At 61.1% G+C, this 23,664-nt stretch carries 27 protein-coding genes; 16 read left to right on the top strand and 11 right to left on the bottom strand.

Annotated features, from left to right (window positions below; all coding sequences use genetic code 11):
• Positions 1–15 precede the first annotated feature (15 nt).
• Both E4P01_RS16075 and E4P01_RS16070 read left to right on the top strand, forming a co-directional pair.
• The gene (locus E4P01_RS16075; RefSeq protein ID WP_216090893.1) at positions 16–921 is read left to right on the top strand and encodes a LysR family transcriptional regulator; all 906 of its coding nucleotides are present in this window, start codon (positions 16–18) and stop codon (positions 919–921) included.
• 100 nt (positions 922–1,021) lie between these two features.
• Positions 1,022–1,201, top strand: coding sequence for a hypothetical protein (locus E4P01_RS16070; protein WP_003189580.1), 180 nt, complete (start codon positions 1,022–1,024; stop codon positions 1,199–1,201).
• Here the strand turns inward: E4P01_RS16070 and E4P01_RS16065 are convergent.
• Positions 1,194–2,069 (bottom strand): helix-turn-helix domain-containing protein, encoded by an 876-nt coding sequence (locus tag E4P01_RS16065; protein ID WP_005786075.1) that lies wholly within the window; start codon positions 2,067–2,069, stop codon positions 1,194–1,196. The genes E4P01_RS16070 and E4P01_RS16065 overlap by 8 nt on opposite strands.
• Positions 2,070–2,249: 180 nt before the next feature.
• On the opposite strand from E4P01_RS16065, the gene pobA reads away from it, so the two are divergent.
• The gene (gene pobA, locus E4P01_RS16060; RefSeq protein WP_216090894.1) at positions 2,250–3,443 is read left to right on the top strand and encodes a 4-hydroxybenzoate 3-monooxygenase; all 1,194 of its coding nucleotides are present in this window, start codon (positions 2,250–2,252) and stop codon (positions 3,441–3,443) included.
• 66 nt (positions 3,444–3,509) lie between these two features.
• A complete protein-coding gene (locus tag E4P01_RS16055; RefSeq protein ID WP_216090895.1) occupies positions 3,510–5,027 on the top strand; it encodes an MDR family MFS transporter in 1,518 nt (505 codons plus the stop codon).
• 87 nt (positions 5,028–5,114) lie between these two features.
• Here E4P01_RS16055 and E4P01_RS16050 read toward each other — a convergent pair whose 3' ends face one another.
• Genes E4P01_RS16050 through E4P01_RS16040 form a run of 3 tightly spaced genes read right to left on the bottom strand, consistent with a single transcriptional unit; the run spans position 5,115 to position 7,148 of the window.
• Positions 5,115–5,954, bottom strand: a complete 840-nt coding sequence (locus E4P01_RS16050; RefSeq protein ID WP_148852364.1) for a cache domain-containing protein — start codon at positions 5,952–5,954, stop codon at positions 5,115–5,117.
• Between the two features lie 54 nt (positions 5,955–6,008).
• Positions 6,009–6,479: a cyanase gene (cynS, locus tag E4P01_RS16045; RefSeq protein ID WP_005786081.1), complete on the bottom strand. Its 471-nt coding sequence runs from the start codon at positions 6,477–6,479 to the stop codon at positions 6,009–6,011.
• Positions 6,480–6,506: 27 nt separating this feature from the next.
• Positions 6,507–7,148, bottom strand: coding sequence for a carbonic anhydrase (locus E4P01_RS16040; RefSeq protein ID WP_005786082.1), 642 nt, complete (start codon positions 7,146–7,148; stop codon positions 6,507–6,509).
• 112 nt (positions 7,149–7,260) lie between these two features.
• Between E4P01_RS16040 and cynR the strand changes: the two genes are divergently transcribed.
• Entirely contained in the window at positions 7,261–8,127 is an 867-nt protein-coding gene (gene cynR / locus E4P01_RS16035; protein ID WP_148852362.1) for a transcriptional regulator CynR, read from the top strand.
• Positions 8,128–8,232: 105 nt separating this feature from the next.
• On the opposite strand, the gene E4P01_RS16030 is transcribed toward cynR, so the two are convergent.
• Positions 8,233–9,006, bottom strand: coding sequence for a transporter substrate-binding domain-containing protein (locus E4P01_RS16030; RefSeq protein WP_078820605.1), 774 nt, complete (start codon positions 9,004–9,006; stop codon positions 8,233–8,235).
• Positions 9,007–9,356: 350 nt separating this feature from the next.
• On the opposite strand from E4P01_RS16030, the gene E4P01_RS16025 reads away from it, so the two are divergent.
• From E4P01_RS16025 to E4P01_RS16005, 5 genes are all read left to right on the top strand, one after another.
• Complete coding sequence (locus E4P01_RS16025) at positions 9,357–10,727, top strand: glutamine synthetase family protein (protein WP_005786085.1); 1,371 nt, start codon at positions 9,357–9,359, stop codon at positions 10,725–10,727.
• A 99-nt stretch (positions 10,728–10,826) separates the two neighbouring features.
• Positions 10,827–11,426, top strand: coding sequence for a class I SAM-dependent methyltransferase (locus tag E4P01_RS16020; RefSeq protein WP_005786086.1), 600 nt, complete (start codon positions 10,827–10,829; stop codon positions 11,424–11,426).
• Positions 11,427–11,548: 122 nt separating this feature from the next.
• Complete coding sequence (gene rnd, locus E4P01_RS16015) at positions 11,549–12,682, top strand: ribonuclease D (protein WP_032877242.1); 1,134 nt, start codon at positions 11,549–11,551, stop codon at positions 12,680–12,682.
• Positions 12,679–12,972, top strand: coding sequence for a YcgL domain-containing protein (locus tag E4P01_RS16010; RefSeq protein ID WP_014717482.1), 294 nt, complete (start codon positions 12,679–12,681; stop codon positions 12,970–12,972). The genes rnd and E4P01_RS16010 overlap by 4 nt, the downstream gene beginning before the upstream one ends.
• 108 nt (positions 12,973–13,080) lie before the next feature.
• The gene (locus E4P01_RS16005; RefSeq protein WP_078820607.1) at positions 13,081–14,013 is read left to right on the top strand and encodes a D-2-hydroxyacid dehydrogenase; all 933 of its coding nucleotides are present in this window, start codon (positions 13,081–13,083) and stop codon (positions 14,011–14,013) included.
• A gap of 70 nt (positions 14,014–14,083) precedes the next feature.
• Here E4P01_RS16005 and E4P01_RS16000 read toward each other — a convergent pair whose 3' ends face one another.
• The gene (locus E4P01_RS16000; protein ID WP_216090896.1) at positions 14,084–14,677 is read right to left on the bottom strand and encodes a nitroreductase family protein; all 594 of its coding nucleotides are present in this window, start codon (positions 14,675–14,677) and stop codon (positions 14,084–14,086) included.
• 154 nt (positions 14,678–14,831) lie between these two features.
• On the opposite strand from E4P01_RS16000, the gene E4P01_RS15995 reads away from it, so the two are divergent.
• Together E4P01_RS15995 and E4P01_RS15990 are read left to right on the top strand one after the other, a co-directional pair.
• Positions 14,832–15,281 carry a YcgN family cysteine cluster protein gene (locus E4P01_RS15995; protein ID WP_216090897.1) on the top strand — a complete coding sequence of 150 codons (450 nt, stop codon included), beginning with the start codon at positions 14,832–14,834 and terminating at the stop codon, positions 15,279–15,281.
• A 14-nt stretch (positions 15,282–15,295) separates the two neighbouring features.
• Positions 15,296–16,516, top strand: a complete 1,221-nt coding sequence (locus tag E4P01_RS15990) for a hypothetical protein (RefSeq protein WP_216090898.1) — start codon at positions 15,296–15,298, stop codon at positions 16,514–16,516.
• Positions 16,517–16,598: 82 nt separating this feature from the next.
• Here the strand turns inward: E4P01_RS15990 and E4P01_RS15985 are convergent, their stop codons facing one another.
• The 3 genes from E4P01_RS15985 to E4P01_RS15975 all read right to left on the bottom strand — a co-directional run bounded on the left by E4P01_RS15985 (position 16,599) and on the right by E4P01_RS15975 (position 18,020).
• Positions 16,599–16,949 carry a DUF2892 domain-containing protein gene (locus tag E4P01_RS15985; protein WP_032877238.1) on the bottom strand — a complete coding sequence of 117 codons (351 nt, stop codon included), beginning with the start codon at positions 16,947–16,949 and terminating at the stop codon, positions 16,599–16,601.
• Between the two features lie 67 nt (positions 16,950–17,016).
• Positions 17,017–17,484: an RNA methyltransferase gene (locus tag E4P01_RS15980; protein WP_003189607.1), complete on the bottom strand. Its 468-nt coding sequence runs from the start codon at positions 17,482–17,484 to the stop codon at positions 17,017–17,019.
• 161 nt (positions 17,485–17,645) lie between these two features.
• Positions 17,646–18,020 (bottom strand): YajD family HNH nuclease, encoded by a 375-nt coding sequence (locus tag E4P01_RS15975; protein WP_005786102.1) that lies wholly within the window; start codon positions 18,018–18,020, stop codon positions 17,646–17,648.
• Between the two features lie 107 nt (positions 18,021–18,127).
• Between E4P01_RS15975 and E4P01_RS15970 the strand changes: the two genes are divergently transcribed.
• Entirely contained in the window at positions 18,128–19,048 is a 921-nt protein-coding gene (locus E4P01_RS15970; protein ID WP_216090899.1) for a ParB/Srx family N-terminal domain-containing protein, read from the top strand.
• Between the two features lie 117 nt (positions 19,049–19,165).
• Here the strand turns inward: E4P01_RS15970 and E4P01_RS15965 are convergent, their stop codons facing one another.
• Positions 19,166–19,852, bottom strand: a complete 687-nt coding sequence (locus tag E4P01_RS15965; RefSeq protein ID WP_216090900.1) for a hypothetical protein — start codon at positions 19,850–19,852, stop codon at positions 19,166–19,168.
• Between the two features lie 78 nt (positions 19,853–19,930).
• Between E4P01_RS15965 and E4P01_RS15960 the strand changes: the two genes are divergently transcribed.
• Positions 19,931–20,209 (top strand): hypothetical protein, encoded by a 279-nt coding sequence (locus E4P01_RS15960; RefSeq protein WP_005786107.1) that lies wholly within the window; start codon positions 19,931–19,933, stop codon positions 20,207–20,209.
• A gap of 48 nt (positions 20,210–20,257) precedes the next feature.
• Here the strand turns inward: E4P01_RS15960 and E4P01_RS15955 are convergent, their stop codons facing one another.
• Positions 20,258–22,300, bottom strand: coding sequence for a S9 family peptidase (locus E4P01_RS15955; protein ID WP_216090901.1), 2,043 nt, complete (start codon positions 22,298–22,300; stop codon positions 20,258–20,260).
• A 24-nt stretch (positions 22,301–22,324) separates the two neighbouring features.
• Between E4P01_RS15955 and E4P01_RS15950 the strand changes: the two genes are divergently transcribed.
• Both E4P01_RS15950 and E4P01_RS15945 read left to right on the top strand, forming a co-directional pair.
• Entirely contained in the window at positions 22,325–22,852 is a 528-nt protein-coding gene (locus E4P01_RS15950) for an MFS transporter (RefSeq protein WP_216090902.1), read from the top strand.
• A gap of 32 nt (positions 22,853–22,884) precedes the next feature.
• A complete protein-coding gene (locus tag E4P01_RS15945) occupies positions 22,885–23,661 on the top strand; it encodes a class II glutamine amidotransferase (RefSeq protein ID WP_032877233.1) in 777 nt (258 codons plus the stop codon).
• Positions 23,662–23,664 lie beyond the last annotated feature (3 nt).

The following is a 23,664-nucleotide window of genomic DNA, read 5'->3' as shown; positions in this document are numbered from 1 at the left end:
GAAATCGGGCAGATCATGGATCGTCTTCAAGCAATGCGCGTGTTTGTCACCGTGGTGGACTTGGGCAGCCAGTCTGCCGCCGCCGATCATCTGGACCTGTCGCGCCCGGTGGTCTCGCGTTACCTGGCTGAACTGGAGGATTGGGTCGGCGCGCGCCTGCTGCACCGCACCACGCGCAAGCTCAGCCTCACTGCTGCCGGGAGCGAAACCCTGCCGCGCTGCCGGCAATTGCTGGAGCTGTGCGCTGATATGCAGGCCGCCGTCAGCGAGCCCGATGATACGCCCCGGGGCTTGTTGCGCCTGAGCGTCAGTACCTCGTTCGGCCAGGCGCAGTTGGGCGCGGCCATTGCCGAGTACGTCAAGCGCTACCCGCTGGTGACGGTGGACTTGCAGATGCTCGACCGCACGGTGAACCTGGTGGATGAGCGCATCGACCTGGCGATCCGCACCAGCAATGACCTGGACCCGAACCTGATCGCCCGGCGCTTGACCGTGTGCCGCTCGGTGGTGTGTGCCACACCGGCCTATCTGTGTGAGCATCCGGCGCCGCAGAAAGTCGAAGACCTGGCCCGGCACAACTGCCTGACCCACTCCTATTTCGGCAAGAGCCTGTGGCATTTCGAAGAGCAGGGCGAACACGTGTCGGTGCCGGTGCACGGCAATATCACCGCCAACGAGGCCAGCACGTTATTGCGTATAACCCTGGCCGGGGCAGGGGTGGCGATGCTCCCCAGTTATCAGGCCGGTGACTTGATCCGCAGTGGTGAACTGGTGCGCTTGCTGCCTGCAGCAGAGCCACGGCAGATGAACATCTATGCGGTGTACGCCTCGCGCAAGCACATGCCCTCGGCACTGCGCAGCCTGCTGGATTTTCTGGTGCTGCGGTTTCCCGAGGCGCCTGCGTGGGACGTCGGCCTCTGAGGCGATATAAACGCGCTGAATGGCAGCCAATCATGGCAACTTGCGCTGACTGACCTATGCTTTAAACAGCACCGTGTAGATCCGTTCAGAGGTCTGTGCCATGAGTATCAAAACCAGAAAATACCTGACGATTTTCACCCTCTGTGCATTGGCGACTGCGTTGTACGGGACAGCCGCCTATCGCGTTGAGCAAACGCGCATGCAACCGGCGGCGTTCGCCATCAGTTGCCATCAGGACCAATGCGTGCCGCGCACCGGCAGCTTCAGCGCGCTCAGGTAGGCTGCTCGGCCTTCAATTGCTCGCGAAACGCCTTGGGTGAAAACCCGACCCTGCGGCGAAACAGTCGTGAGAAGTTGGTCGGATCGGAAAAGCCCAGCACCTCGGACATCTCATTGATGGTCATGCTGGTGTAGGTCAACAAGCGCTTGGCTTCCAGCAATTGGCGGTCATGCATGATCTGCAACGCCGGTTGCCCGCCCAATTCCCGACAAGTCCCGTTCAAGTGTGAGACCGAGATGCCCAGCTTGTGGGCCAAATCTTCAATCTTGGGGTGCTCACGGTAATGCTGTTCGACCAGTTGGGTGAAACGCCGAAAATACTCACGACCACGTGGGGCGCGTGGATGACGGCGCTGGATCGCCTGGCGGCTGACCCACACCAGCAGCACGCTGACCAAGGCATGCAACATCATGTCCCGTGCCGGTTGATCATCGGCGTATTCGTCCTGCAAGCGCACGAACAGGTTGTTCAAGTAGTCGCTGTCCTTGCCCGCAGGATAACTGCCGAGGGTTTGCAGGCCATCGACGGTGTCGCCCAATTGCGCCTGCAAATGGCTGACCAGCGGCGCCGAAAGGGTCACCACATAACCCTGCACATCTTCGGAAAAACGAAAGCCATGCACGCACAGTGGCGGCAGCACTTGCAGGCTCGCTTCATTGAGGGTGGTGCGCTGGCCTTCGATTTCCAGTTGTGCCTGGCCTTTGTGCACATACAGCAGTTGGCACAGATCCGCGTGCCGGTGGGGCTGGATTTCCCACTGGTATTCCCGACTGCGCCGGGAAATGGTTTCGCAGTGCAACAAATCGGGCGTCGGCCACTGCTGGCTTTCCCCGTAAAGCTTGAAGACCGGAATCGCGGTTTTGGTCATGGTTTCAATCCGATACTCAGGATAATGGTTCGGTAATCGCCCCGATTGGCGAAAAGCGCAGGCTTTGACGCAGTTTTCACCTTCTTATGCGGTTCGCTCAAGTGAAAAATGTCAGCCACAATTCCACTGACAACTCTTTCACTCGATACGTTCGGGTAAAGCGTGAAGGCCATAAAAATAATGAAAACCCTGAAAACCCAAGTCGCCATTATTGGCGCCGGTCCGTCTGGATTGCTGCTCGGCCAGCTGCTGCACAACGCTGGTATTCAAACCCTTGTTCTAGAGCGCCAGAGCGCCGATTACGTGCAGGGGCGCATCCGTGCCGGAGTGTTGGAGCAGGGCATGGTTGACCTGTTGCGCGAAGCCGGGGTGAGCCAACGCATGGATGTTGAAGGGTTGGTGCACACAGGTTTTGACATTGCCCTTAATGACCAACTTATCCCAATCGATCTCAAGGCATTGACCGGTGGCCAATCGGTGATGATCTACGGCCAGACCGAAGTCACCCGCGACCTGATGGCCGCCCGCGCAGCCGCCGGCGCTACCACGCTGTACGAGGCGTGCGACGTACAGCCCCATGATCTGAAAAGTGATCGACCCTGGCTGACGTTCAATCACCAAGGCCAAGCCTATCGCCTGGAGTGCGATTACATCGCCGGTTGCGATGGCTTCCATGGCGTCGCCCGCCAGTCGATTCCGGCGCAGGCTTTGAAGGTATTCGAGCGGGTCTATCCCTTCGGTTGGCTGGGGGTGCTCGCCGATACGCCGCCGGTACACGCCGAGCTGGTGTATGCCAAACACCCACGGGGTTTTGCCCTGTGCAGCATGCGCTCACCGACGCGCAGCCGTTATTACCTGCAAGTGCCGCAGGACGAGGCTGTGGAGGATTGGTCGGATGAGCGTTTCTGGGATGAACTGAAAACCCGCTTGCCCGGTTCATTGGCGCAGCAGTTGGTGACCGGCCCATCGATTGAAAAAAGTATCGCGCCGCTGCGCAGCTTCGTGGTGGAACCCATGCAGTACGGGCGCCTGTTCCTGCTTGGCGATGCCGCGCATATTGTCCCGCCCACCGGCGCCAAGGGGTTGAACCTGGCGGCCAGTGACGTGAGCACGTTGTTCCGGATCTTGCTCAAGGTGTACCGCGAAGGACGCCTGGACTTGCTGCAAAAGTACTCGGCTATCTGCCTGCGCCGGGTATGGAAAGCCGAGCGGTTTTCCTGGTGGATGACCTCGATGCTGCATGAGTTTCCCCAGGCGGACGCCTTCAGCCAGCGCATTGCCGAGAGTGAGCTGGACTATTTCATCCACTCGGATGCCGGGCGCAAAACCATTGCAGAAAATTACGTCGGGCTTGCTTATGAGCCTATCGAATAGCCTGCTATCGTATTGAGCATTCCCGCGGGCGATCTTGTCCTGCGGGCCTTGTTCGAAGGTTCTGCCGTGACTCACCTCAATCAGCCCGCCCCAACCGTTCCCGCCGTGCGCAGTATTCTTGCTGCGCTGATGATGGCGATCTTCCTCGGCGCCCTGGACCAGACCATTGTGGCGGTGTCCATGCCGGCCATTTCCGCGCAGTTTCATGACGTCAACCTGCTGGCCTGGGTGATTTCCGGCTATATGGTGGCGATGACCGTGGCGGTGCCGATCTACGGCAAGCTTGGCGATCTGTATGGGCGTCGGCCCATGATGCTGATCGGCATGGGCGTGTTCACCCTGGCGTCGCTGTTTTGTGGCATGGCGCAAAGCATGGAGCAATTGGTGCTGGCGCGGATTCTCCAGGGCATCGGTGCCGGCGGGATGATTTCAGTGAGCCAGGCAATCATTGGCGACATTATTCCTCCCCGCGAACGGGGACGTTATCAGGGGTATTTCAGCAGCATGTACGCGGTGGCCAGCGTGGCGGGGCCGGTGCTGGGCGGCTATATGACCGAGTACCTGTCGTGGCGCTGGGTGTTTTTGATCAACCTGCCGCTGGGCGCAGGCGCCTGGTACGTGGCCCATCGCACGTTGGTGGGACTGCCGGTGCCACAGCGCAAGCCGATCATTGATTACCTCGGCACGGTGCTGATGATCGTCGGCCTCACCGCCTTGTTGCTGGGTATCACCGAAATCGGCCAGGGCCATTCGTGGCGTGACGATCAAGTGCTGGGGTTGCTGGCCTGCGCACTGTTGGCGTTGAGCGTGTTTATGTGGCACGAACGCCGCGCGCGCGAACCGCTGCTGCCCATGCACTTGTTTGCCAACCGCAGTGCGGTGTTGTGTTGGTGCACGATTTTTGTCACCAGCTTCCAGGCGATTTCCCTGACCGTGCTGATGCCCCTGCGTTACCAGACCGTGACCGGCGCCGGTGCCGACAGCGCGGCCCTGCACTTGCTGCCCTTGGCGATGGGCTTGCCGATGGGCGCGTATTTTGCCGGGCGCATGACGTCGGTGACTGGCCGCTATAAACCGATGATCCTGAGCGGCGCGGTGTTGAGCCCGCTGGCGATTCTCGGCATGGCCTACAGCGCGCCCCAGGCAGTGGTGCTCACCAGCGTATTCATGCTGTTGTGCGGCATTGCCGCCGGTATGCAGTTCCCGACCTCGCTGGTGGGTACGCAGAATTCGGTAGAGCAACGGGATATCGGTGTGGCCACCAGCACCACCAACCTGTTCCGCTCCCTGGGCGGGGCAGTGGGGGTGGCTTGCATGTCGGCGTTGCTGCTGGCGCTGTTGCACGACTCCAGTTTCGCCCATTTGACGAGCGCCGCACTGGTGGCCGAAGGCAGTTCTGGCAACGTGCTGCTTGACGGCCTCAACGCCGCACCCGGCCCGGCGCAGGATGCGTTACGCGGGGAGTTGGCGGTGACGTTCCGGCATTTGCTGATGGTGAGTGCGGCAGTGTCGTTGCTGGGGTTGGCGGCTGCGATCGTGATGCCGAACCGGGTGCTGCGTGGTCGGGAAGACAAAGCCCGCTAGGTCCAATTGAATGTAGGAAACCAAATGTGGGAGGGGCGGCGCGACGATTCGACTTGCTCCCACAGTTTGATTGCATTTCAAGTCAGGTCAGGGGCTGTAATATCCCACCGCAACCATGAAATGCCCGCTTTTGCGCACATAAGCGTGCTTGTTCTCGACCTTACCCGTCACCGGGTTTTTCCAGCGGTATTTGTATTCGCCCTGGTCCTGCTCGGCCATCATCTTGAGGATCGGCACACCCACCGGTTTGCCATCCGGGTCCTTGATCTTGGCAAAGTCGGTGTTGATCAGGCGCAGGTTGGTGCCGTGGGCGACGTAGCGTCGCGTGTTCAGGTCTACCACGAACACGTACAGATCATCTTGCAAGAAGCCGCCCTGCAAGGAGTTGATCGCCTTGAGCGTGCCGGTTTCATCCTTGACCAGCGCTTCCACCGCCTTGTTGCGCAGCGCCCGTGCCTGTTCTGGCGTGGCGCGCGGCAAGTAATAACCGACCGCCAGGATGCGTTCGCCCACCCGCTGATAAAACACATGCTTATGTTCGACCTTGCCGTCGTTCCAGTTCTGCCAGCGATAGTCAGCCTGCTGGATACCCTGGCTTTCCGGCACGCTCAAGGCTTGTTTGAACGAGGCTTGCAGGTCGGGCCCGAGTACCTCGGACACGTCGCGACCGATCAGTGCGGAGGAGGGCCCGCCACTGGCCAACAGTACGCCTTGGGTATTGACCACAAACACATAACGGTCCTGGTCGATGAATTCGCCCTGACGGCTGAAGGCGGCGAACGCCTTGTCACCTTGCTTGTGGTAGTACGCCAAGGCCTTTTCCAGCAGGGCCTTGGCGGCTTGGGCATCCGCTTCCTGTGCCGTGGCGGCATGCACCTGGCTGCAACACAACAGCAGCAGCCAAGTGAATCGGAGCAGTCTCTTCATTTACCGTCCCTCGTTCTTGTTGGTGTGCCAAGAGCGTAGACGGTTGGCGGCAAATCAGAAGGGTTTAGTGGGCAGGTATTTGCCGTCCAGGGTGATGACCGCACGGGAGCCGCCGTCCGGGTCTTCGACTTTCTTGATGTCCAGCTTGAAGTTGATGGCGCTGATGATGCCGTCGCCGAATTGCTCATGCACCAGGGCCTTCAAGGTAGAGCCGTAGACCTGCAGCATTTCGTAGAAACGGTACATCGTCGGATCGGTCGGCACACCGCTGGGGAAACTGCCGCGCAGTGGGACGCTTTGCAGCAGGCGGCTGGCGTCCTGATCGAGGCCGAGTTTGTCGCACACGATGTCGGCCGCCTCCTTGGGCAGTGGGTGCTGGCCGAGCAGGGCGGCGGTGACGAACGCCAGGCTCAGGCCGGTGCCATCGGTGAGGTCCTGCCATGACAGATTCTTGCGTGCCTTGAGGTCGATAACGGTATCGGCCAGGGCCAGGCGTGGGGTTTGGGCGAATTGGGATTGCAACATGGTGATGTCCTCTTGGGTGGTTAAGGTTCAGGCAGCGTGGGCGCGGGTGGTTGGATGGTCGAGCAGAGAGACGAAGCGTCCGGTGCGACCGTCCAGCGCGTCGATGCCACCGGTTTCGATGTCATACACCCAGCCATGCAGGTTCATCCGGCCTTGTTCCAGGGCCAGCGCAACGCTGGGGTGAGTCTTGAGATTAGCCAGTTGGGCGACCACGTTTTCACGCACCAATGAATCCAGGCGCGCAGCGTCCGAGACATGCGTACGGGATGCATTGATCACCTTGGCCGACTCGGCATGACGCAACCAGTTGGCCACGGCCGGCAGATGGTCCAGGCACTTGCAGGTGGAAATCGCAGTCATGGCGCCGCAGTCCGAATGCCCGCAAATCACAATGTCGCTGACCCCGAGTACCGCCACCGCATATTCGACCGTGGCCGACACACCACCCGGCTCGGGGCCGTAGGACGGCACGATATTGCCGGCATTGCGGATCACGAACAGATCGCCGGGTTCCTGCTGGGTCAGAAGCTCCGGCACGACACGGCTGTCGGAGCAGGACACGAACAAGGTGCCGGGGTTCTGTGTGGTGGCCAGGTGCTTGAACAAGTCGCTGCGTTGGGAAAAGGCTTCACGTTGAAATTTGCGGAAGCCATCGATGAGATGCTGCATGGTGGTTCTCCTTGCGTCGCTGATGGGGCAAGGATGGAAGTTTTCGGCTATAGCGTCCAAGACCGGTTTATGATGCTATCTATAAGTCATGCCTATAGCTGGAGCGCTGTCGATGCTGCTGCGTCATATCCGTTACTTGCTCGCCGTTGCCGAGCATCGCAACTTCACCCGCGCCGCCGAAGCGCTGCATGTATCGCAGCCGACCCTCTCACAACAGATCAAACAGCTGGAAGAAAGCCTCGGCGCGCCGCTGCTCGACCGCTCCGGGCGCAGTATCAGCCTGACCGATGCGGGGCAAGCCTATGTGCGCTTTGCCCGGCTGGCCTTGCAGGACCTGCAGGCCGGCAGCCGCGCCATACACGATGTGCAGGACCTCAGCCGCGGGCATTTGCGCCTGGCCATGACGCCGACCTTCACCGCCTACCTGATCGGCCCGTTGCTGGCGCGATTCAATACGCTGTACCCGGGCATCACCCTCAGCGTCGAGGAGTTGACCCAGGACCGTATCGAAGCTGCACTGGGCGAAGACCTGCTGGATATCGGTATCGGATTTACCGGCGAACATGGGCCGGACATTGAGTGCGAGGGGCTGTTTGTCGAACAACTGAGCGTAGTGGTCAGTGCCAGCCATCCCCAATTGAGCCGACTCGTTTGGCTTGAACAACCCCTGGTGCTGCTGAACACGAGCTTCGCTACCCGCCGCCATATCGATGACTACTGCCGCGGGCAAGGTGTGAAACCATTTATCGCCATGGAAGCCAACTCCATCAGCGCAATCATCGAAATCGTCCGCAACACGTCACTGGCAACCGTCCTGCCCCAAGCACTGGCCGAGGCGCAGACGGGGCTGCACGCCGTGACCATCGACCCACCGCTGCCGCAGCGTACTGCCGCACTATTGAGCCGCAAGGGCGCCTACCGCAGCGCCGCGTGCAGGGCGTTCGTCGAGCTGATGTGGGAGGGGGCTTGCTCCCGATAGCGGAGTGTCAGTTAACAATTTTTTGGCTGATCCACCTATATCGAGAGCAAGCCCCCTCCCACATTTAGATCTCGGTGTGCCAGACAGGCCGTCATGGCAGCAAATTCAAGGCGCCGCCAACCACTGGCTGACAACCCCCCCATACACACCCGTCGCCACGCTCAAGTGCAACCACTGATCCACATAACTCTTCCAGGCCACATCATCGCGAGGTAGCAGGAAGGCTTTTTCACTGTACTGCATCGGCCGCTCAGGATTGACCGCACACAACCCCGGCTTGAGCTTCTGCTGATACCGCGCCTCGCTGGCATCGGTAATCATCACATCGGCCTTGCCCGCCAGCAGCTCATCAAAAATCGTCACATTGTCATGCAGGCGAATCTGTGTCTGGCCCAGGTGGGCACGGGCAAACACTTCATTGGTGCCACCTGCCGGCTCGATCACCCGCACCTGTGGCTGGTTGATCTGCTCAACCGTTTGGTAGCGCTGCACATCGGCGCAGCGCACCAGTGGGATCTTGCCGTCAACCCCCAGCGATTGGCTGAAGAACGCCTTTTTCTGCCGCTCCAACGACACCGAAATCCCACCCACGGCGATGTCGCACCGTTGGGCGAGGAAGTCCGGCATCAGGGTTTTCCACGTGGTGGGCACCCACTTGATCGTGGTGTTGAGGCTCTTGGCCAGGGACTCGGCCATGGCAATGTCGATACCTTCATAATGGCCATCGGCGCGCAATGAGGTGTAGGGCTTATAGTCGCCCGTTGTGCAAACGGTCAGGGTGCCGCGCTGGATCACCTCGTCAAGACGTGACGGGACAGTGTCGGCCTGGGCGATGTTTACCAGGCTTGCCAGCACACAGAGGGCCAGAGGAGCTTTCATGGGGGCGAGTCCTTGGGGCACGGTCGGGGCGCCCATTATTTCCAGCGCCGGGCAGGGTGGCAAGGCGTGGGGAATGTTTAGCCAAACTGTACCCAAACTCCATCAAGCCTGAATTTAACCGCCTATCCAGGCGTGTGACGCTCGGGGTTCTCTATTTCTGTGATCCGCGCATGGACGGTTGCCCCGACACTCACGCCGCGACACTGCCTTCTGCACTTGCGTTCTGGGCCTTGTTCCATTGTCGACACGCGCGCCCGCCAGACACCTCTTTTCTACGTTGATCCACCCCCACGGATGACGTGCACCTGTGCCCATCTGCATCTGCCCGACCCAAACGTATGAGAATTGCCATGAGTGTCTTTGCCCGCCTGCACGAAGCCCGAACCTTCCTTGAGCAGAACCCCGACATTGAGATGTTCGAGCTGTTTATCCTCGACAACAACGGCGTACCCCGCGGCAAGCTGCTGCACCGCGACGAACTGCTGGCGGTGTACGAAACCGGTCGGCCACTGCCCAGCACCATTCTCGGCCTGACCATCAATGGCGATGACGTAGAAAACTCAGGGCTGGTGTGGGAAGTCGGCGATATCGACTGCCGCGCCTACCCGATCAGTGGCAGTTTGCAGCGTATGCCCTGGCGTTTGATCCCCACCGCGGCGGTGCAAGTCAGCATGCACCCCACACAAGGCTTGCCCGCTACCGTGGCCGACCCTCGGCATTTGCTCGCCAAGGTCATCGATGCACTCAAAGCCGATGGCTATTACCCAGTGATGGCGGCAGAGCTGGAGTTCTACCTGCTCGACCAGAAGCCCGACGGCAACGGTCGTCCGCAACCGGCGCGGGATATGGACGGCAATCGCCCGCGTTCGACCCAGGTCTACGGCCTGCGCGAACTGGAGCAGATCGAGCCGTTTCTCGCCGACCTTTATAGCGCCTGCAAGCTGCAAGGTATCCCGGCGCGAACGGCCATCTCCGAGTACGCCCCGGGCCAGGTGGAAATTACCCTTGAACATCGCACTGATGCTTTACAGGCGATGGACGAAGCGGTGCGCTACAAACGCCTGGTCAAGGGCGTGGCCCACAAGCATGGAATGGCCGCATGTTTTATGGCCAAGCCGTTCGACGACCTGGCCGGCACCGGTATGCATATGCACGTCAGCCTGGCCGATGCCCAGGGCAATAACCTGTTCGCCAGCGAGGCGGCTGATGGCACGCCACTGCTGCGCCAGGCGGTGGGCGGGATGCTGAGTACGTTGCTCGATTCGCTGCTGATGTTCTGCCCCAATGCCAACTCCTATCGGCGTTTCCAAACCAACAGCTATGCACCCCTGGCTGCCACCTGGGGCGTGGACAACCGCACCGTCAGCCTGCGCGTGCCCGGTGGCCCGGCCAGTTCCCGGCATATCGAGCACCGCATCTGCGGCGCCGATGCCAACCCTTATCTGGCGGCCGCCGCGATCCTGGCCGGCATCCATCGCGGCATTCGCGAGCAACGCGACCCTGGCGCCCCGGTGGAAGGAAACGGTTATGCCCAGGCCAAGGAGCTGTTGCCCACTGACTGGCTGACCACCCTGCGTGCGCTTGAGGCTTCGCGATGGGCAAAGGATGCGTTTGGCAGTGAATTCCTTGGTGTTTACCTGGCAGTCAAACGTGCCGAATATCGCCAGTTCATGGGCGAGGTCGGCGAGCAGGATTGGCGCTGGTATCTGCATCAGGCGTGACGGAGTTTACGGTGGCGGCTTTCGACCTTTTTTTCACGTTGCAGTGGTTAAGCTGGGAATCAAGGTCGTTCACTACCGTTTTACCCACATGAGCCCGTGATGTCGCCACAACCTCCATCCCCCATCGAGACTGAATTCACCGAGCGCTGTGACCGTGAGCATGCCAGGGTGTGCGGTGATCCGCGTCCGCCAAGGCTGTTGCAGCGCTTGGCCGCGTGGCGGGATGCGCGGCTGGTACGCCATGCGCTGAAGGTCGCGGGTGAGCCAGGGCTTATCCTTGACCTGGCCTGTGGTTCGGGGCGCTTCTGGCCGGTGCTGGCCGAGCACGTCAACCGGGTGATCCTCGCCTCTGACAACTCCCAGGCCATGCTCGACCACGCGCGCACCCATCACCCGGGCACGTTGCTAAAACGTGTCAAAACCTTCCAGGGCTCGGCGTTTTCGATTGGCCTTTCGGCGAACGCGGTGGACTGTATTTTCTGCCTGGAGTTGTTTCGCCATGTGCCCAGCAGCGATGTGCGATTAATGTTGTTGCGCGAGTTTCACCGCGTCAGCCGCGACACGGTGATTGTTTCCGTAAGCGCGGGTACACCGGTAGAGGATGAGTTTCGTCAGGCGGGCTTCAAGGTTCTGAATTACCAGGAGTTCCTGCCGGGCTCCAAACTCTGGTGTGTGTACGTCCTGCGTAAGAGAGGATAACTCCCATATGTCGGACTATTCTTCATCTCCTGTCGGAGTTTTCATGATGGTGTGTGCACTACGGATGCTCGCAAGCCCCTTTCGCGATATATACTGCGCGCCATTCTTCAAGGGAGAGCCGTGTGGCCATCGATATTCACTGGATCTGCGACAACGATAGCCTCGGCCAGCATTGCGCCCAATGGCAGCAGTTGCCATTCGTCGCCCTCGACACCGAATTCATGCGGGTCGACACCTTTTACCCTATTGCCGGGCTGATCCAGATCGGTGATGGCGTGCGCGCTTACCTGATCGACCCCCTGACCATCGACAACTGGCAACCCTTGGCCGCTTTGCTGGAGAACCCGGCGGTGATCAAGGTGGTGCACGCCTGCAGCGAAGACCTGGAAGTGCTGTTGCGCCTGACCGGCAGCCTGCCGGCACCGTTGTTCGACACCCAGTTGGCCGCGGCTTACCTCAACCTCGGCTTTTCCATGGGCTATTCGCGCCTGGTGCAAGCCGTGCTGGATATCGAGCTGCCCAAGGGCGAAACCCGTTCGGACTGGCTGCAGCGGCCATTGTCCGAGACGCAGGTCAGCTACGCCGCTGAAGACGCGGTGCACCTGGCCGAGGTCTATATTCGCCTGCGCCCGCAGCTATCGGATGACAAGTACGCCTGGGTCCTGGAAGACGGTGCCGAACTGGTGGCCAACCTGCGCCGCGAAATCGACCCTTTCGAGGTGTACCGCGATGCCAAGCTGGCGTGGAAACTGTCCCGTGCCCAACTTGCCGTGCTGCGTGAATTGTGCGCCTGGCGCGAACAGCAGGCCCGCGCCCGGGACCTGCCGCGCAACCGCATCATCCGCGAGCATTCGCTCTGGCCGTTGGCCAAATCCCAGCCGGATAACCTGGCAGCGCTGGGCAAGATCGAAGACATGCACCCGCGTACCGTGCGTCAGGACGGCCAGTTCCTGCTGGACCTGATCAAACGTGCCGGTAGCGTGCCGATGGACCAATGGCCTCCCGCCGTGGCCGAACCGTTGCCGGTGGACGCCGCCGCGCTGATCAAGCAACTGCGCGCCCTGGGCCAGACGTTCGCCGAGCGCCTGGAGATGGCGCCGGAACTGATGCTGCGCAAGAAAACCCTCGAAGCCCTGGTCAAAAGTGGCTACCCCGATGGGCCTTACCAATTGCCAGACTCGCTGCGTGGCTGGCGCCGCGAGTTGATGGGCCAGGCGCTGCTCGACAGCCTGGCCAATGCCGGAGAACAGCCTTGAAACGTATTTGTTCCATCTACCGCAGCAAGAAAAAAGACGGCATGTACCTCTACGTGCTCAAAAGCGATGCCCTCGAGCGCGTGCCCGAGCCGTTGATGGAGGCCTTCGGCAAGGCGCATCACGCGTTTGACATGGTGCTGACGCCGGAGCGCAAGCTGTCGCGCGAAGACATCACCGTGGTGCTGGAAAACCTCGACAAACAGGGCTACCACCTGCAAATGCCGCCGGCCGAAGACGAGTACATCGAGCACTTGCCCGAAGAGTTGCTGCGCCGCAACGACCCGATGTGATCGATCAGTGCCCGTGTCAGGGCACAGGCTTTAAATGGAATCGTATTAGACGACGGTGGCCGTAAGGATGCGGGCGGCCGTCTGCATTGTTTTTGAAAGGTTTGAACCATGCGTGTTCTGATTGCTGAACAGGATCACCCGCTCTACGCCCAACTGCTCAAGGAGGCCGCCCCGGACCTTGACGTGCTGACCAGCGGTGACTCGGCCGAACTCTCGCGCCTGGCCGCCGATTGCCCGGTGTGGCTGGGCCAGCCCGATCTGCTGGCGACGCTGCTGCGCCAGGGCCATCAACCGCAGTGGTTGCAATCGACCTGGGCCGGTATCACGCCGCTGCTGGCCGATGGCTTGCCCCGCGACTATCGCCTCACCCGTGCAGTCGGCATCTTTGGCCAGGTCATGGCCGAGTTTGTCCTCACCTATATGCTGGGCCATGAGCGCGAAGTGCTGGCGCGCCTGGTCAGCCAGGTCGAGCGCAAGTGGGACAACCGCATGGGCCAGAGCCTGGCGGGGCGCAAGGCGCTGATTGTCGGCACGGGTGATATTGGCAAAAGCGTGGCTGATTTCCTGGTGCCCTTTGGCGTCAAGCTGTACGGCATCGCCAGTACGGCGCGGGAACAGGCACCCTTTATTGAAGTGGCCGGGCTCGATCAGTTGGGCCGCTTGGTGGGCGAGGTCGATTACGTGATCAACCTGCTGCCCAATACCCCGGACACCCATGACGTGTACAACGCGGCGTTGTTCAAGCAATTCAAGTCGACGGCGCTGTTTATCAACGTCGGGCGAGGCGTGGCGGTGGTGGATGCCGACCTGGTCGAGGCCCTGAAAGAAGGGCATCTGGCCGGCGCGGTGATCGACGTGTGCCGTCAGGAGCCGTTGCCGCAACGCCACCCGTTCTGGACCGCGTGGGGTTTGCTGTTGACTGGGCACAGCTCGGCACCGACTTCGCCGTCGATGATGGTGGCGTTGTTTGTGCAAAACGTGCGCGCCTACCAGGCCAAGCAAGCGCTGCGCGGCGAAGTGGACTTCGACCGGGGCTACTGATCCTTGACCATGCATCAATCTAAAATGTGGGAGGGAGCAAGCCCCCTCCCACATTGGAGTTGCACTAGGCTTACAGGCTGAAGTCGCCCTCAGACACCAGTTCAGTCAACGGCTTGCGCGGGCTCGGCGCTTCACGGCCTTGCAGGTATTGCGGCAGGTTCGACTTGTCACCCAGCTTACCCACCGCTACGGCCGCGTGCAGCGCATAGCCTTGTGGAATCTTCAGCTCTTTGCGGGTCAGCTCCTGATCGAAACCGGCCATGCCGTGGGTGTGCCAGCCGCTGAGGCTGGCTTGCAGCGCCAGGTGGCCCCAGGCCGAGCCGGTGTCGAAGGTGTGCCACAGCGCCGGGGTTTCTTCTGTTGCACCGGGGGCGATGAAGTCGGTTTTCGACGCGATGATGACCAGGGCCGACGCATGCTGCGCCCAATTGCGGTTGAACTCATTCAGCAGGCCCAGGAAACGCGCCCAGTCCGGCGTGTCCCTGCGGGCGTAGAGAAACCGCCACGGCTGCGAGTTGTACGCCGAGGGTGCCCAGCGTGCGGCTTCGAAGAAACTCAGCAACGTCTCTTGCGGGATGCTTTCGCCAGTAAAGGCGCGGGGCGACCAGCGTTCGGTGAATTGGGTATGGATCGGGTAATCGGTAACGCGTGGGTTATCGCTCATGGACAGATCCTGATGAAAAAAACCGGGGTTCAAAACTACTGCGCCAACCCAGGCCTGACAAGTCTTGCAACACCGTCAGTCGTAAGCGCTTGGCCGTAACGGGCTTGGGCACTAGACTGGCGGCCTTTTCACCTTCTGATACTGATGTAGAGCCATGGCCGCCAAAGTCGAACCTTTCTGGATACGCAAAACCCTTGAGCACCTCGACCCGGAGGAGTGGGAGTCGTTGTGCGACGGCTGCGGCCTGTGCTGTCTGCAAAAGCTTGAGGATGAAGACGACAACAGCGTCTATTACACGCGTATCGCCTGCAAACTGCTTGACCTGAAAACCTGCCAGTGCACCGATTACCCCAATCGCCGCGCTTCGGTGCCGGACTGTATCCAGCTCACGCCCGGCCAGGCCGACCAGTTCAAATGGCTGCCGCCAACCTGCGGCTATCGCCTGGTCAGCGAGCGCAAGGATTTGCCGCTCTGGCACCACCTGGTCTGCGGCGACCGCGACGCCGTGCACCATGAACGCATTTCCCAGTCCGGGCGCATGCTCAGCGAAGGCAGCGTGCCAGAGGACGACTGGGAGGATTACCTGATCTTCCGTGCAGGCTGAACAAAGGAGTGTGTATGAAGGTGGCAGCCAAGTTGGCAGCGGCCCTGGTATTGCTGGCCCTGAGCGGGCCGGGCTGGTGCGCGAAGAAGGTTGACCTGGATTATCACGTCAAGCTGCTGCCCCAGAGCGAGCAGGCCGAGGTGCGCGTCAGCCTGTCCCAAGGCTCGGCGGTGCGCAGCCTGGACTTTGACCTGGGCCGCAGTGGTGATTACAGCGACTTCAAGGCCGACGGCCATTGGCAAGTCACGGGCAGCCGTGGTGTGTGGCAGCCCAGCGCCGACAAGGCCAGCCTGACCTACCGCGTGCGTCTGACCCACGCGCGCAAGCCGGGCACCTTTGACACACGGGCCACGCCCAATTGGGCATTATTGCGCGGTGAAGACCTGGTGCCGGCTGCGCGCCTGGACCAGCAAGATGGCATTGAATTGGTCTCGCGCCTGATGTTCGAACTGCCCGCGGGCTGGAAGAGCGTCGAAACTGCCTGGCCGCGCATTGGCAAAAACAAATTCCGCATCGACAACGTGTCCCGCCTGTTCGATCGCCCCACCGGCTGGATGCTCGCCGGTAACCTCGGCAGCCGTCGCCTGCGCCTGGGTGAAACCGAGGTCACCGTGGCCTCGCCAAAGGGGCAGGGCATGCGCCGTATGGACGTGCTGACGCTGCTGACGTTCGTCTGGCCGCAGGTGGACGCTGCGTTCCCACGCCATCCCGCCAAATTATTGATCGTCGGCGCGAGTGACCCGATGCGCCGCGGAGCCTGGGCGTCGCACGATTCGATCTACCTTAACAGCCGTACGCCACTGGTCAGCGAAAATGGCGGCAGCCCGTTGCTGCGCGAGGTGGTGCAGGCCATCGGGCGCTTCAACGACCACGACAGCAGTGACTGGATCAGCGAGGGCCTGGGGGAGTATTACGCGATTGAACTGGTGCGACGTGCGGGGGGCCTCACCGATGAGCGTTATGCGGCGATCCAGGCGCGCCTGGCCAAAGAAAGCAAGGCGGTCACCACGCTGAGGGGCGAGCAAATCGGCAGCGCTGGTGTAGCGCGGGCAGTACTGGTGTTGCAGGACCTGGACCGCGAGATCCGCGTGAAAACCCACAACAAGCGCTCCCTGGATGATCTGGCGCAGGCGGTGATGCGGGTGAACAGCATCAACACCAAAGAGTTCGTTCAGTTGGCTGAAAGCGTAATCGGCGAATCGTCGGTGGTACTGGATAGCAAGCTGCTGCGCTGATCCCAGGCCCTGTGCAATTCAAAATGTGGGAGGGGGCAAGCCCCCTCCCACATTTGAATCTCCAGCATGTCCAAGACTTAGGTCAGGCTTTGGGTTTTACAGCCTTCTCAGCCGCCACTTCCGCCTTGGTCTTCAAATTCTTCAATTCTTCCCCGGCCCGCTCGATCTTCGTGCGCACGCTGTTCATTTCCTGGCGACCCTGCTCCAGCTTGTCTTTGAGCGAACTGTGCCCGGTAAAGCCACGGGCCAGTGCCACGCCGCCAATCGCCACCTGGATCAGCCCGAAAATCCCGCCGCGGCGCAGGCCTTTGCCGACCATCATCACGCCGCCCGCCACTGAGCCGATGCGCTCCCAGCCATGCACGTTCTGGGTAGGCTGAGGCTTCAACGGTGTGGCTTCGATGATAGGTTGCAAGATTTTGCTGTCGCTCATGATCTGTCTCCAACAAGGGCTAGTGTTACTAGCTGACTGCGCGCAGGTGCCGGATGTTCCCGCAGAATCAGTACTTGGGGCCCGAACGGGTGTTGTTGCCCTTGGCCAGGCGGTCGTAGAGCACCACATTGACGGTGGCTGCCAGGTTCATGCAGCCCGTGGTGGGGATGTACACCACATCTTCGCACCAGTCGCGGATCTCCTTGTCCAGGGAACCGTCCTCGGGGCCGAAGATATACAGCGCGCGGTCGGGGTGGGTGTATTCAGGCAGCGGGCGGGCACCTTCCACCAGTTCCACGGCAACCGGGATGCAGCCCAGGGGCAGGATCTTCTTCAGGTCGTCGATGCCGATCAGCGGAATGTCGTGGTGGACCTTCTTGGTGTCGGTGATGAAATCCCGGGCGCGCTCGTAGCGCACGCCGGTGTAGAACACCGAGGCCACGCCGTAGCAACCGGCGGCACGCATCACCGAGCCGACGTTTTCGGGGGATTTGGGGTTATACAGACCGATGCAGCTGTAGCGTTTATTGCCCACGGGGAAGGGTGCCTTGGAGAAAAACGGCGATTATACGGCCTGGGGGTATGCAGTGCTTGGGCGATCGTCATCGCGGGCAAGCCCGGCTCCCACAGGGGAATGCATTCCAAATGTGGGAGCTGGCTTGCCTGCGATGAGGCCAGTACAGACAAGGACGATCTTCAGTCGTCTTTCTTCATCAACCCCGCCAGCGCCGCAAACGGATTGTGCGTCGCCTTGGCAATGCTCGGGCTGCTGGTGGAGCCTTCGCCGAAATACTGCTGGTCGGTGTAGCGCGAGTGTTCGTTGTCGTGGCAGTACAGGCACAGCAATTCCCAGTTGGAGCCGTCCTGGGGATTGTCATCATGATTATGGTTGCGGTGGTGTACGGTCAGTTCACTCAAACGCTTGCCGGCGAATTCACGGGCGCAGCGGCCGCACACGTGGGGGTACATCTTCAAGGCTTTGTCGCGGTAGCCCATTTCGCGGTCGCGCTGGGCATCGGCGAGGATGCGGTCCAGCTTGGCGGTGTGGGAGGGCGGGTTGGTCGAGCTCATCATGGCTCCTGGCTATTTGGTGGGTCACGGATAAGGTTGATTCTAGCCGCTTACGCTGAAAATCACCCCTAGGGATTGCTTCACTGACTGATAAGGATTTGAAATTTATGCGTCTGTATTCATGGACTATCGGGCTTGTGCTCTGTGTGGTTACCGCTCAGGCCCAGGCGTTCTCTACGCCGCAGCCCGGGCAGGTGATCGAGGTGGCCCTGGAGCAATTGCACCCCACCCAGGCCGTGGTGGGTTTCGACCAGATCTACTACAGCCTCGGGCTGTTCGCCGACAAGCCGGCCAAGGCTTTCGATGAATACTGCGAAACCAACGGCCAGGGCGAGGCTGACCAGGTGCCGAAAAACGCCGAGCTGCTAAGGTCCGACAGCTTTACCTGCAAGCACCCGGTCGGCACCTACCCGCAGGATATGAAAACCGTGGTGGTGGGCCCCGGCGGCCAGCTTTACCTGACCGATGGTCATCACAGTTTCACTACCTTGTGGGAAACACCCGGCGCTGGCCCGCGCTTGAAAATGTGGGTCAAGGTCACCGACAACTTCAGTTCCAGCCCCAATCTCGCCACGTTCTGGCAGCGGATGGAAGCGGCCCGCAAGGTCTGGCTCAAGGACAATCGGGGCCAGGCGTTGCCAGCGGAGCAACTGCCGGCGCACCTGGGCTTCAAGAACCTGCAGGACGACACGTTCCGCAGCCTGGTGTATTTCACCCGCAAGGCCGCCTACGGCAAGCCGACCGAGGGTGCGATTGCGCCGGAATTTCTCGAATTCTATTGGGGTAATTGGCTGCGCACGCAGATTGATCTGGGCCAGTACAACCTGAACAAGAAGGGCGGCTACAAGGATGCCATAGAGGCTGTCGCCAAGCGCATGGTCAGCCTGGCGCCGGGGGCAAAGGTCGGCGACAGCGGTTTCACTGCCCGGCAGTTGGGCGGTATGACCCAGCTGGATCAAAAGGAGTTGGAAAAGACCTTCGATAAAAAAGTGCCGTACGTGATCGATTACCGCAAATCCAGAGACTGAAGCAGTACCAAATGTGGGAGGGGGCTTGCTCCCGATAGCAGTGTGTCTGTTAAGGATAGGCAAGCTGACACACCACTATCGGGAGCAAGCCCCCTCCCACATTTGACCGATGGTGATTCAGCCCTTGAGCTTTTCTGCAATCCAGATGGTATGCCGCGTGCCTTTATTGCCATGGGCGAACACCTGAACCTCTTCAGCCTTGAAGCCGGCCTTGCGCAGTTTGTCGCTGAACAGCTTATCGGCACTGGCCGACCACACTGCGAGCACGCCCTTGGGCCGCAGGGCTTTGGCGCAGGCGGCCAGGCCACCGGAGGAATACAGCCAGCTGTTGGCCTTTTGCGTAAGCCCCTCGGGACCGTTGTCGACGTCAAGCATGATCGCGTCGAAGCCCTGGGGCTCGGCCTGTAGCACCTTGGCCACATCTTCCAGACGAATCACCGTGCGCGGGTCCTGCAAGGGGCACCCGGATTTTTCTCCCAGTGGCCCACGGTTCCATTCCACGACGCCCGGCACCAGTTCGGCCACCACCACTTCGGCAGTCTTGCCCAAATGCTTGAGTGCTGCGGCCAAGGTAAAGCCCATGCCCAAGCCGCCGATCAGCACGCGTGAGTTCGGGCGACCGGCGACCTTGCGGCAGGGAATCTCCGCCAGGGCGTCTTCGGAACCGTGCATGCGCGTGTTCATCAACTGGCCGCCGTCACCGCCCTGGATCTTGATGACGAAGTCCTCGCCGTACTCGAACAGGCACAAGGCGCCGCCGTTGTCGGGGATCGGAGTAGTGTCCAGCAGAACGAAACGTTTCATGGAAATCTCATTGGGAAGGGCATTCTTGCGCAGTTGGGAGTAGCCTTAAGGCATTCCGGTCAGGCCATGGAGCCATCGATGAAGTGCAGCATTCTAACGGTCATTGTATTGAGCGCGCTCATATCCGCTGCGGCGCAGGCTCAGGAGTTGCAAACCGTACCGGTCGCGCCCGCACCAACCCCAGGCGCGCCGGGCACGCCGACCCCGACGTTGTACCCTCAAGTCAGCCCGCCCGCCACGCCCAAGACGAACGGTACGCCACCGTTGGTGCCCATCGTGTTGCCCACGCCGCCCAAGGACCAGACTGTCCCCGGCTTGCAGCAGAACGACAGCAAGCCGAAGACGCCCGGCGGTTAAAACAGTCAAGGCGGTCCTGCGTTCAGACAGGACCGCTCCATCAAGTGCTTAGATCAGCCCGAGCGCCTTGAACACAAACGCATATTCGAGCGCTACGTCACGCAATCCCTGGTAGCGCCCGCTCATGCCGCCATGGCCGGCGCCCAGCTCGGTCTTGAGCAGTAACAGGTTGTCTGAAGTGGCGGTATCGCGCAGCTTGGCCACCCACTTGGCGGCCTCCCAATACTGCACGCGGCTGTCGTTGTAGCCGGCAATCACCAGCATGGCCGGGTACGCCTGGGCGCTGACGTTTTCGTATGGCGCGTAAGCCTTGATGCGCGCATACACTTCGGGTTCCTCGGGGTTGCCCCATTCGTCGTACTCGGTGATGGTCAGCGGTAGCTCCGGATCGAGCATGGTGTTGAGCACATCGACAAACGGCACTTCGGCAATCGCCGCCTGGAACAGTTCCGGGCGCTGGTTGAGCACCGCACCAATCAACAGGCCGCCGGCACTGCCGCCACTGATCGCCAGTTGCCTGGAAGTGGTCAGCCCCTCGGTGATCAGGTGTTCGGCGCAGGCGATAAAATCGCTGAAGGTATTCTGTTTGTGTTCCTGCTTGCCGTTGCGGTACCAGGCTTCACCCAGTTCACCGCCGCCGCGCACATGGGCGATGGCAAACGCGACCCCTCGGTCCAGCAAGCTCAGGCGTGCGTGGGAGAACCATGGGTCCAGGCTTGAGCCGTAGGCACCGTAGCCGTACAGATACAGCGGGGTGGGTTTACCCAGTTGATCACGCTTGACCACCAGGCTGATGGGCACTTGGGTGCCGTCGGCAGAGGTGGCCCACAGGCGCTGGCTGACGTAGTCGTCGGCGTTGAATGTGCCGAGTACCGGGGTTTCCTTGAGCACCACCTGCGCGCCGCTTGCCAGCTCTAGCTGACGCACCTGGGCGGGACGGTTCAGGGCCTCATAGCGTAGGCGGATGTTGTCGCTTGGAAATTCCAGGCTGTTTTGTACGTAGAGGCTGTAGGCGGCGTCGGGTAATTCCACGCGATAAGCCGGTACACCCTCGGGGTGCACCTCGATGACCGGCAGGCCGCCGATGCGCAGGCTCAATGTCATGGCGCTGGCGTTCAGGCTCACGCCGTCGAGCATGACTTCGTCGCTGTGAGGGATCAGGTTCTGCCAGTCGGCCTCGGTAGGCGGCGTACCGGTATCGGCGGCGAGGTAGAGCGCGTAGTTGATGCCGTCGCGGTTGCTGCGAATAAACCAGGCCCACTCGCCGTTACGCTTGCCGTGGTCGACATCGTATTCGTGGTCCTCGACCCGCGGCGCCAGGCAGGTGAAGGCCAGGTGCGGCTGATCGGCATCCAGTGCCCAGATCTCACTGGTGGTCTTGCTGCCCAGAGCCAGCAGCAGTTGGCGCTCGGAGCTGGAACGGTAGCAGTGCAGGAAGAAACGGCCATCGGGCTCGTGGAACACTTCCTGCGCCGCCGTACCGTCCAGACGGTAGCGATACAGCTTGTGCGGGCGATGGGTGTCGTCGAGTTCGCCGAAGAACAGCGTCAAGCTGTCATTGGCCCAGGTCATGCTGCCGTCGCAGTTGTCGAACGCCAGTTTGCTGACCTTGTCGGTGGCCAATTCCTTCACGTACAGGGTGTAGATCTCTTCACCGCTGGTGTCGAGGCTGTAGGCCAGGCGCTGGTGGTCGGGGCTGATGCTGAACGCGCCGAGGGAGAAAAAGCCGCCATTGGCCAAGACGTTCGGGTCCAGCAGCAGTTCTTCGCTGGTCTCGTCCACCTGGTTGCTGTCATCGGCCGGGCGGCGGCAGCGATAGTGGCGTGCGTATTCGTCACCGGCGGTGGTGCGGGTGTAGTACAGGTACGGGCCCCAGGGGGAGGGCAGGGACAGATCGGTTTCGAGGATGCGGCCCTTGATCTCTTCGAACAGCGTTTCGCGCAAAGCCTGCTGGTCGGCGAGTTGGGCTTCCTGCCAGGCGTTTTCCGCCTTGAGGTAATCGAGCACTTCAGGGGTGTCGCGCTCCTGCAGCCAGGCGTAGGGGTCTGCGCCTGGGGCCTTGCGGGCAATCGGAGCGGTGGAAATAGGCATGGATAATTCCCTATCTGGCGGACGGTGGCCGGCATTGCAGCCGCGACACGCAAAAGCCGTTATCATAGCCGCCTCTTTGCCAGCCTTGCCATGGACACCATGACCGAGAACGACTATCTGACCGCTTGGGGCCTCTACGCCTTCGCCGCTTTGGGCTGCCTGTTAGTGTGGTGGCGCATGACCCGCTGGGTCTGGCGCTCGCTGCGCGAGCCGCTGCAATTGCTGATGGCGGTGCTGTTACTGAGCCCGACCATCGTCGACCCGGTCAAGACCCAGTTTGCGCCGGCCGTGGCCATTACCGCCCTGGACCTGGTGCTCAAGGTCGGCAACAACGCCTGGCGGGCGATCTCCGATCTGTTCATGTACACGATGATCGTGTTTGCCCTGTACATCGTGTTTGTGCTGATCCGCTGGCCCATCGAACGCGCGGCCAGCGCTCGCCGTGAGCGCAAGGCTGCTGCAGATGCCGCCTTGGCCGCCGAGCCGGAAGACGACGAACCGTTCCGTCGCCCGGCGCCTGCTGGTGGTATGCGGGTCGAGCCGCGCCTTTAAACGTAGACTGCCCCTGCAGCGAGAGCCCTGGCATGTGTGAATTATTGGGCATGAGTGCCAACGTCCCCACCGATATCGTGTTCAGCTTTACCGGGCTGATGCAGCGCGGTGGGCGTACCGGCCCGCACCGCGACGGTTGGGGCATCGCCTTCTATGAAGGCCGTGGCCTGCGCCTGTTCCAGGACCCGGCCGCGAGCAGTGAGTCTGAAGTGGCGCTGTTGGTGCAGCGCTATCCGATCAAGAGCGAAGTGGTGATCGGCCATATCCGCCAGGCCAATGTGGGCAAGGTCAGCCTGGCCAATACCCATCCGTTCGTGCGTGAGCTGTGGGGCCGCAACTGGTGTTTTGCCCATAACGGCCAGTTGGCCGACTTCCACCCGCGCGCCACGTTTTACCGCCCGGTCGGCGATACCGACAGCGAAGCGGCCTTCTGTGACCTGCTCAACCGCGTGCGCGAAGCCTTCCCTGAGCCTGTGGACATCGAGCAAGTGCTGCCGGACCTGATCGCCGCCTGCGCCGAATACCGCAGCAAGGGCGTGTTCAACTGCTTGCTCAGCGACGGCGACTGGCTGTTTTGCTACTGCTCGACCAAACTGGCGCAGATTACCCGGCGTGCGCCGTTTGGCCCCGCACGCTTGAAAGATGTCGACGTGATCGTCGATTTTCAGGCCGAAACGACGCCCAATGACGTGGTAACCGTCATCGCCACTGAACCTTTGACCGACAACGAAAACTGGACCCGCTACGAACCGGGCCAATGGAGCCTGTGGCGACGCGGTGAATGCGTCAGCCAGGGCGTTACCGAATAAGGA

This window comes from Pseudomonas sp. NCIMB 10586 (assembly GCF_023127895.1).
Lineage (GTDB): Bacteria > Pseudomonadota > Gammaproteobacteria > Pseudomonadales > Pseudomonadaceae > Aquipseudomonas > Aquipseudomonas synxantha_A.
The sequence above is the reverse complement of the archived record's forward strand: the minus strand, read 5'-3'. Positions and strand labels throughout refer to the sequence as shown.

Coding starts and splice junctions, on each gene's coding strand:
- E4P01_RS15945 (WP_032877233.1), top strand. CDS start 22,885: ATGTGTGAATTATTGGGCATGAGTGCCAACGTCCCCACCGATATCGTG.
- E4P01_RS15975 (WP_005786102.1), bottom strand. CDS start 18,020: ATGAGCTCGACCAACCCGCCCTCCCACACCGCCAAGCTGGACCGCATC.
- E4P01_RS16050 (WP_148852364.1), bottom strand. CDS start 5,954: ATGAAGAGACTGCTCCGATTCACTTGGCTGCTGCTGTTGTGTTGCAGC.
- E4P01_RS16065 (WP_005786075.1), bottom strand. CDS start 2,069: ATGACCAAAACCGCGATTCCGGTCTTCAAGCTTTACGGGGAAAGCCAG.
- E4P01_RS16025 (WP_005786085.1), top strand. CDS start 9,357: ATGAGTGTCTTTGCCCGCCTGCACGAAGCCCGAACCTTCCTTGAGCAG.
- E4P01_RS15965 (WP_216090900.1), bottom strand. CDS start 19,852: ATGAAACGTTTCGTTCTGCTGGACACTACTCCGATCCCCGACAACGGC.
- E4P01_RS16030 (WP_078820605.1), bottom strand. CDS start 9,006: ATGAAAGCTCCTCTGGCCCTCTGTGTGCTGGCAAGCCTGGTAAACATC.
- E4P01_RS16070 (WP_003189580.1), top strand. CDS start 1,022: ATGAGTATCAAAACCAGAAAATACCTGACGATTTTCACCCTCTGTGCA.
- E4P01_RS15985 (WP_032877238.1), bottom strand. CDS start 16,949: ATGAGCGACAGCAAAATCTTGCAACCTATCATCGAAGCCACACCGTTG.
- cynS (WP_005786081.1), bottom strand. CDS start 6,479: ATGTTGCAATCCCAATTCGCCCAAACCCCACGCCTGGCCCTGGCCGAT.
- E4P01_RS16075 (WP_216090893.1), top strand. CDS start 16: ATGGATCGTCTTCAAGCAATGCGCGTGTTTGTCACCGTGGTGGACTTG.
- pobA (WP_216090894.1), top strand. CDS start 2,250: ATGAAAACCCTGAAAACCCAAGTCGCCATTATTGGCGCCGGTCCGTCT.
- E4P01_RS16000 (WP_216090896.1), bottom strand. CDS start 14,677: ATGAGCGATAACCCACGCGTTACCGATTACCCGATCCATACCCAATTC.
- E4P01_RS16020 (WP_005786086.1), top strand. CDS start 10,827: ATGTCGCCACAACCTCCATCCCCCATCGAGACTGAATTCACCGAGCGC.
- E4P01_RS15970 (WP_216090899.1), top strand. CDS start 18,128: ATGCGTCTGTATTCATGGACTATCGGGCTTGTGCTCTGTGTGGTTACC.
- cynR (WP_148852362.1), top strand. CDS start 7,261: ATGCTGCTGCGTCATATCCGTTACTTGCTCGCCGTTGCCGAGCATCGC.
- E4P01_RS15960 (WP_005786107.1), top strand. CDS start 19,931: ATGAAGTGCAGCATTCTAACGGTCATTGTATTGAGCGCGCTCATATCC.
- E4P01_RS15990 (WP_216090898.1), top strand. CDS start 15,296: ATGAAGGTGGCAGCCAAGTTGGCAGCGGCCCTGGTATTGCTGGCCCTG.
- E4P01_RS16040 (WP_005786082.1), bottom strand. CDS start 7,148: ATGCAGCATCTCATCGATGGCTTCCGCAAATTTCAACGTGAAGCCTTT.
- E4P01_RS15995 (WP_216090897.1), top strand. CDS start 14,832: ATGGCCGCCAAAGTCGAACCTTTCTGGATACGCAAAACCCTTGAGCAC.
- E4P01_RS15955 (WP_216090901.1), bottom strand. CDS start 22,300: ATGCCTATTTCCACCGCTCCGATTGCCCGCAAGGCCCCAGGCGCAGAC.
- E4P01_RS16005 (WP_078820607.1), top strand. CDS start 13,081: ATGCGTGTTCTGATTGCTGAACAGGATCACCCGCTCTACGCCCAACTG.